This window comes from Saccharopolyspora sp. (genome assembly GCF_017434145.1).
Classification (GTDB): domain Bacteria; phylum Actinomycetota; class Actinomycetes; order Mycobacteriales; family Pseudonocardiaceae; genus Saccharopolyspora_C; species Saccharopolyspora_C galaxeae.
In genome coordinates this window covers 1-6,743 of the sequence record NZ_JAFRFW010000489.1, presented here as the reverse complement: position 1 = coordinate 6,743, position 6,743 = coordinate 1, and the positions used below count along the sequence as shown (strand labels likewise).

Genomic DNA, 6,743 nt, shown 5'->3' with positions numbered 1-6,743 from the left:
GGTGCGGAAGATGTCGCCGCCGGGCGTGGCCCCGGACAGCGCGTCGGCGGCGAGGATCACCGCCGCGCCCGTCCACGTGGTGCGCTCGTCGGGCCAGCGCTTGCCGTCGGCGTGCACGTACCCGGTCCAGTAAGAACCGTCCTGCTCGCGCAGGTGCTGCATGGAAGCGAGCACCTCGACCGCGTGCTCGCGCCAGCCGAGCAGGTCCAGGCTGAGCACCAGCTCGCACGTCTCCGCACCGGTGACCCACGGGTGGTCGTCCACGCACAGCACGCCGAGCCCGTCGACCACGAAATCCGGCCACCGCCGGACGATCCGGTCCCGCCCGGCGTCGTCGCGCAGCGGGCCCGCCAGCACCGGGTAGTACCAGTCCATGGCGTAGCGGTCCTTCTCCGCGAACGCCTCCGGGTGGTGCCGCAGCGCGTGCGCGAGCCGGTCCAGCGCCACCTCCCAGTCCGGTTGCGCGCACCCGAAGTGCTCGGCCAGTTCGAGGGCGCACACCAGGCTGTGATGAATGCTGGAGGAACCCGCCAGCAGCGCCTCACCGGTCGCGGTACCGCCCGCGCCGCGCGCCCAGTCGATCTCGCCGCGGTCGCGTTGCAGGCCGAGCACGAAATCGATCGCCCGGCGCACCACCGGCCACATGCGCTCGGCGAACCGCTCGTCGCGGGTGATCCGGAAGTGGTGCCACACCCCCACCGCCGGGTACGCGCAGAAGTTCGTGTCCGCGGCGGCGTCCTCGACCACACCGGCCCGCACCCGCAGCGGCCAGGAGCCGTCCCGGCGCTGCGTGCGGCGCAGCCAGTCGTAGGCGCGCTCCGCCTCGGGCAGCAGACCCGCCGCGGACAGCGCCATCGCCGACTCGACGTGGTCCCACGAGTCCACGTGCCCGCCGTCGAACCACGGCACCGCACCGGAGCGCTCCTGCACCGCGGCAATGGACCGGGCGGTCGCCAGCGCATCCGCCGCCGAGAGCACCCCGTCGACCGCGGGCGGCTCAGACACCGCCGGGCTCCGAGTCGTCCAGCGGCTTGTACAGGTAGACCGCGAGGCTCTTGCCGAGGAACGGGTCCAGCGCCTGCTCGGCCGCCCGCGTCACCCACGGCTTGCTCATCAGGTCCCACACCAGCAGCTTGTGGTAGAGCTTCGGCAGCGGGTGATCTTCGCGATCCACCCCGACCGCGCACTTCAACCACCAGAACGGCGCGTGCAGCGCGTGCGCGTAGTGGTGGTGCACCGGTTTCAGACCGGCGATCCGCAGCCGCTCGACCAGCTGCTCGCGCCGGTAGATCCGCACGTGCCCGCCTTCGGCCTGGTGGTAGTCGTCGGACAGCGCCCAGCACACCCGCTCCGGGAACCAGCGCGGCACGGTCACCACGACCCGGCCGCCGGGCTTGACCACCCGCACCAGTTCGCTCATCACCCGCCAGTCCTGCGGGATGTGCTCCAGGATCTCGGAGGCGATCACGTGGTCGAAGTGGTCGTCCGGGAACTGCAGGGCGAGCGCGTCGCCGGTGACGGTGGTCGCGGTCGCGCCCGCGGGCGCTTCACCGCCCGCCTCCATCGCCCCGAACATCGTCTTGACCTCGGTCAGCGCCTCGGCGTCCTGGTCGAACGCCACCACGTCCGCACCGCGCCGGTAGCACTCGAAAGCGTGCCTGCCCGCACCGCACCCGAGGTCGAGCACCCGCTGTCCCGCACGCACCCCGAGCAGTTCGAAATTCACCGTCAGCACTGGTCAGCCGCCATTTCCGTTCCCGCTTCAACCGCTTCTGCGTAACACTCGGCGGTGGCCGCGGCCACCGAAGCCCAGCTATACCGGCTCAGCACCCGGCGCCTGCCGGAGGCCCCCAGCCGCCGCCTGCGCGCCGGATCGTCGAACTGCGCACCGAGCGCCCCGGCCAGCGCTTCCGCGTCGCCGGGCGGTACCAGGTCGGCGCACTCCCCGTCCGGTCCGACCACCTCCGGGATCGCGCCCGCGCGGCTGACCACCAGCGGCGTCGCGCAGGACATGGATTCCACAGTGGGCAGCGAAAAGCCCTCGTACAGCGACGGCACGCACGCGATCTCCGCCGAACCCAGCAGGGCGGCCAGCTCCTCGTCGCTGATCCCGCTGACCGTGCGCACCGCGTCCTGGATGCCGAGCTCGTCGATCAGCCGATCGGTCGGGCCGCCCGGCGTCGGATCCGCCACCAGCACCAGCTCCACCTCCCGCTCGGTGCGCAGCTTCGCCACCGCTTCCAGCAGCGTGCCGATGCCCTTCAGCGGGGTGTCCGCGCTGGCCATCGCCACGATCCGGCCCGGGACCCGCGGCGTCTGCGGCGGCTCGAACACCTCGTGATCGACGCCGAGCGGCACCACCCGCAGCCGGTCCGGCCGCACCTGGAAGTCCTCGACGATGTCGCGGGCGGAGGATTCGGAGACGGTCAGCAGCTCGGGAATGCGCTGCACCACGCGGCGCTGCATCCGCAGGAAGCCGTACCACCGGCGGACGCCGAGCTTGCGCCAGCCCTTGGCCGCGGCCAGCTCCAGCCGCCGATCGTGCGTGATCGGGTGGTGCACCGTCGCCACCAGCGGCAATCCCGCCTTGCGCAGGCCGAGCAGGCCGTAGCCGAGGGACTGGTTGTCGTGCACGACGTCGAACTCCGACGCCCGCTGGCGCAGCAGCTTCGCCGCGCGCAGCGTGAACGTCAGCGGTTCCGGGAAGCCCGCCGACCACATGGTCGCGAGTTCGAGCACGTCGGTGGAGTCCCGGAACTCGCGCCAGTGCGGGGTGCGGAACGGGTCCGGATCCCGGTACAGGTCCAGGCTGGGCACCTTCGTCAGCTCGACGCCCGGGTCCAGCTCCGGGTACGGCGGGCCGGAGAAGACCTCGACGCGGTGGCCGAGCCCGACCAGTTCCCGGCTCAGATTACGGACGTAGACGCCCTGCCCGCCGACGTGCGGCTTGCTCCGATAGGACAAAAGAGCTATTCGCACGAGCTCACCTCCTGCAGCCGCCGCGGCACGCAACGGGTAGAGTGGAACATGTTCTCTTTTGAACATGAGGTCAGCGCAGACCCGCCGAGCCAGGCAGTACTTGAACAGTCGGGCGCACACCGACTCCGACGCACGAGAGGACCGACCTCATGGGTACGACGCCGCGACGCGGCTCCGCTGCGGCGCAACCGGTCAGTCTGCTGGCCGACCAGGGCGGGTCCGCGGCGCAGAACGCGCGCCGCAAACGCATCATCGACGCCACCATCGCCCTGGCCGGAAAGGGCGGGTACGAGGCGGTGCAGATGCGCGCCGTGGCCGAACGCGCCGACGTGGCGCTGGGCACGCTCTACCGCTACTTCCCGTCCAAGATCCACCTGCTGGTGACCGGCCTGGCGCGCGAGTTCGAGCGTTCCCAGGAGCGGCTGGACCGCGCCAAGATCCCCGGTGAGACCCCGTACGACCGGGTGCTGTACGTGCTCGGCCGCACGACCCGCACCATGCAGCGCAACCCGCAGCTGACCGAGGCGATGACCCGGGCGTTCATGTTCGCCGACACCTCGGCGGCGAACGAGGTGGACGCGGTCGGCTCGCTGACCGAGACGTTGTTCAGCGGCGCCATGACCACCGGCGGGGAGGAGCCGACCGAGGAGCAGCGCGCGATCGCCAGGGTGATCGCGGACGTCTGGCTGTCCAACCTGGTCGCCTGGGTGACCAGGCGCGCTTCGGCGACCGACGTGTCGAATCGGCTGGAGCTGACAGTTCGGCTGCTGCTGCGCTGAGCCGGGCGCGGGTTCGGGAACTTTCCTGCGCGCCGCCATCAGATCGCCCGGTACCTCGCCACGCCGTCCACGACCCGGTGCAGCCGGTCGCGCGCGACCAGCACGTCCAGGTGCGCCGCGGTTTCACCCACGGCCAGGACCTGGTTGAACGGGTCGAGGTCGGTGAAGGACCGCTCGCGCCGGGTCCACCCGAGTTCACCCGCGACTTCGCGGGCCGTTGCCGCCCCGGTGCGGACGGCCCGCTCGGTCCCGTCGAGCCGGTCCTCGTGGTGCGCGAGCAGTTCGTCCACCCGGGAGTGCGCGCTGCCGGTCACCGGCCCGTGCGCGGGCAGCAGCCGCAGGTCGGGGAGTTCGCGCACGCGCCGCAGCGAGTCGAGGTAGTCACCCAGCGGCAGCTCCGTCCGCGCGGCTTCGAGCCCGATGGACGGCGTGATGTGCGGCAGCACGTGGTCCCCGGCGAACAGCAGCGAGTTCCGCTCGTCGACGAACACGACGTGCCCGCGGGTGTGGCCGGGAGTGTCGACGACTCGCAGGGTGCGGTCGGCGAGTTCGATCTCGGCGCCGCCCTCGAGCCATTCGTCGGGGTGCTCGAAACCTTCCTCGGGCCGCTCGGTCTCGGGGCCCTTCGCGGAGCGGATGAGTTCGGCGAGCTCGGTCGCGCCGCCCCGGTCCAGCTGGGACAGCTGCTGATCGTGCGTGCCTGCCAGCAGAACCTCCAGCGACGGCCGCTCCCCGGCGCCCACCGCCACGGGAGTGCCGAACGTGCTGCGCAGCTCGATGCCCAGGGTGTAGTGGTCCCGGTGCAGGTGCGTGATCAGGTAGCGGCGCACGTCACCGAGGCCGCAGCCCAGCTCGCCCAGCGCGGTCTCGAGCGCGGCGCGGGCTTCCGGGATGGCCCAGCCGGAGTCCACCAGCACGAGCCCGTCGCCGTCCCGGATCGCGTACACGTTGACCGCGCGCAGCCCGTCGCCCGGCATCGGCAGCGGGATGCGGTGCACCCCCGGCGCCACCTCGAACGCGCCGGCGCGCAGCCAGTCGTGCCGCCCGTGCGCCACGTCGACGCTTGCCAAGTGCACCTCCCGAGTCGTGACAGTCGCCCTGACAAGGTAAACGTGAAATGCCCTCAGATGGTCACGTGCGTGCTAGAACACAATCCGCCCGCGATCATCGCGAGCCGTTCCGGGCGGCGATCCCGCAGCGAGGCGGCCGCCACCCGCGCGAACGCGAGCAGCGGCGCCGGCCGCTTGCGGTGCCCGAAACCCTGCCCGGCCAGAACACCTGCGCAAACCGCTCCCCGAACAATTCCTAGAGCCGCTCGAGGATGGTGACGTTGGCGGTGCCGCCGCCCTCGCACATCGTCTGCAGCCCGTACCGGCCGCCGGTGCGCTCCAGTTCGGAGAGCAGCGTCGCCATCAGCTTCGTGCCGGTCGCGCCGAGCGGGTGGCCGAGCGCGATGGCGCCGCCGTTGGGGTTGACCTTGGCCGGGTCGATGCCGATCTCCTGCTGCCAGGCCAGCACGACGCTGGCGAACGCCTCGTTGATCTCCACCACGTCGATGTCCGCTGCCGAGAGCCCGGACTTCTCCAGCGCGTGCCGGGTGGCCGCGATGGGTGCGCTGAGCATGAACACGGGATCGTCGCCGCGAACGCTGAGGTGGTGCACCCGCGCCCGCGGCGTCAGGCCGTGCTCGGCGACCGCCCGCTCCGACGCGATCAGCAGCGCTGACGCCCCGTCGGAGATCTGGCTGGACACGCCAGCCGTGAGCCGTCCGCCCGGACGCAGCTCCTTGAGCCCGGCGAGCTTTTCCCGGCTGGTGTCGCGCCGCGGCCCTTCATCGCTGGTGACGCCCTCGATCGGCGCGAGCTCCGCGTCGAAGTGCCCCGCGTCGGCCGCTTCGACCGCCCGCCGGTGGCTGGTCAGGGCGAACTCCTCCATGTCGGCGCGGGAGATGCCCCACTTCTCCGCGATGAGCTCGGCGCCCTGGAACTGGGTGACCTCCTCGTCGCCGTAGCGGCGTTGCCAGCCGGTGGAACCGGAACCGGGACCGTAGGCGATCGGGAAGTCCAGGCCGTCGGCCGCGCGCAGCGCGCTGCCGATCGGGATGCCGCTCATGTTCGCCACGCCGCCCGCGATGACCAGGTCGTCGGTGCCGCTGAGCACCGCCTGCGCACCGAAGTGCACCGCCTGCTGCGAGGACCCGCACTGCCGGTCGATGGTGACGCCGGGGACGTGCTCGGGATAACCGGCCGCGAGCCAGCCGGTGCGGCCGATGTTGCCCGCCTGCGCGCCCACGGCGTCCACGCAACCCCAGAGCACGTCGTCCACCCGCCCCGGGTCGATGCCGGTGCGTTCGACGACGGCCCGGATCACGTGCGCGGACAGGTCCGCGGGATGCACGCCGCTGAGCCCGCCGCCGCGCTTGCCGACCGGTGTCCGCAGGGCCTCCACGATGTACGCCTCGGTCATGCTCGATCCCTCCCGGGTTGCGCTGAACGAGCGATCACTGAGCAAGCGCCCGCTTGGTAAATGTAACATGTTATTGTTGGCGTCAACCAGTTTCCGCCGGTCACCGGAACTCGCCACGGCCGCGGAGCACAACCCTTCGGCCGTTCGGAGCCGGCGGCCCCGGCACCTGTTCGGCCGAGCGGAGGAACATGGGCACCATCGCGATCACCGGTTCGGCGTCAGGCATCGGCGCGGCGACGCGCGAACGGCTCGAACAGCAGGGACACCGGGTGCTCGGCGTCGACATGCACGGAGCCGAGGTCGCGTGCGACCTCGGGACGGGCGAAGGGCGCGCGGAGGCCGTGGACCGGATCACCGCGGAGTGCGATGGCCGCCTCGACGGCCTGGTGACCTGCGCGGGCATTCCCGGCGTTCCGACGCGGCAGGGGTCAGCGCTGGTGTCGGTGAACTACTTCGGCACCGTCGCCCTGCTGCGCGGGCTGCGTCCGGCGCTGGCCGCCGCCGAGCGACCGGCCGCGG

Annotated in this window: 7 protein-coding genes; 2 read left to right on the top strand and 5 right to left on the bottom strand. The window is 71.9% G+C overall.

What is annotated here, in order from left to right; all coding sequences use genetic code 11:
• The 3 genes from IJH84_RS13655 to IJH84_RS13645 all read right to left on the bottom strand — a co-directional run.
• Positions 1–1,005: prenyltransferase (locus IJH84_RS13655; RefSeq protein ID WP_295144877.1), on the bottom strand; the 1,005-nt coding region annotated here is incomplete at its 3' end.
• On the bottom strand, positions 998–1,726 hold the full coding sequence (locus IJH84_RS13650; protein WP_295144874.1) for a class I SAM-dependent methyltransferase: 729 nt from the start codon (positions 1,724–1,726) through the stop codon (positions 998–1,000). The genes IJH84_RS13655 and IJH84_RS13650, both read right to left, overlap by 8 nt.
• Positions 1,727–1,728: 2 nt before the next feature.
• Positions 1,729–2,979: a glycosyltransferase family 4 protein gene (locus IJH84_RS13645; protein ID WP_295144872.1), complete on the bottom strand. Its 1,251-nt coding sequence runs from the start codon at positions 2,977–2,979 to the stop codon at positions 1,729–1,731.
• 149 nt (positions 2,980–3,128) lie between these two features.
• Between IJH84_RS13645 and kstR the strand changes: the two genes are divergently transcribed.
• Positions 3,129–3,758 carry a cholesterol catabolism transcriptional regulator KstR gene (gene kstR / locus IJH84_RS13640; protein ID WP_295144869.1) on the top strand — a complete coding sequence of 210 codons (630 nt, stop codon included), beginning with the start codon at positions 3,129–3,131 and terminating at the stop codon, positions 3,756–3,758.
• A 38-nt stretch (positions 3,759–3,796) separates the two neighbouring features.
• On the opposite strand, the gene IJH84_RS13635 is transcribed toward kstR, so the two are convergent.
• Both IJH84_RS13635 and IJH84_RS13630 read right to left on the bottom strand, forming a co-directional pair.
• Positions 3,797–4,828, bottom strand: a complete 1,032-nt coding sequence (locus tag IJH84_RS13635) for an MBL fold metallo-hydrolase (RefSeq protein WP_295144866.1) — start codon at positions 4,826–4,828, stop codon at positions 3,797–3,799.
• Positions 4,829–5,063: 235 nt separating this feature from the next.
• Entirely contained in the window at positions 5,064–6,224 is a 1,161-nt protein-coding gene (locus IJH84_RS13630; protein WP_295144863.1) for an acetyl-CoA C-acetyltransferase, read from the bottom strand.
• 188 nt (positions 6,225–6,412) lie between these two features.
• Between IJH84_RS13630 and IJH84_RS13625 the strand changes: the two genes are divergently transcribed.
• On the top strand, positions 6,413–6,743 hold a 331-nt coding region (locus IJH84_RS13625; RefSeq protein ID WP_295144860.1), incomplete at its 3' end, for an SDR family NAD(P)-dependent oxidoreductase.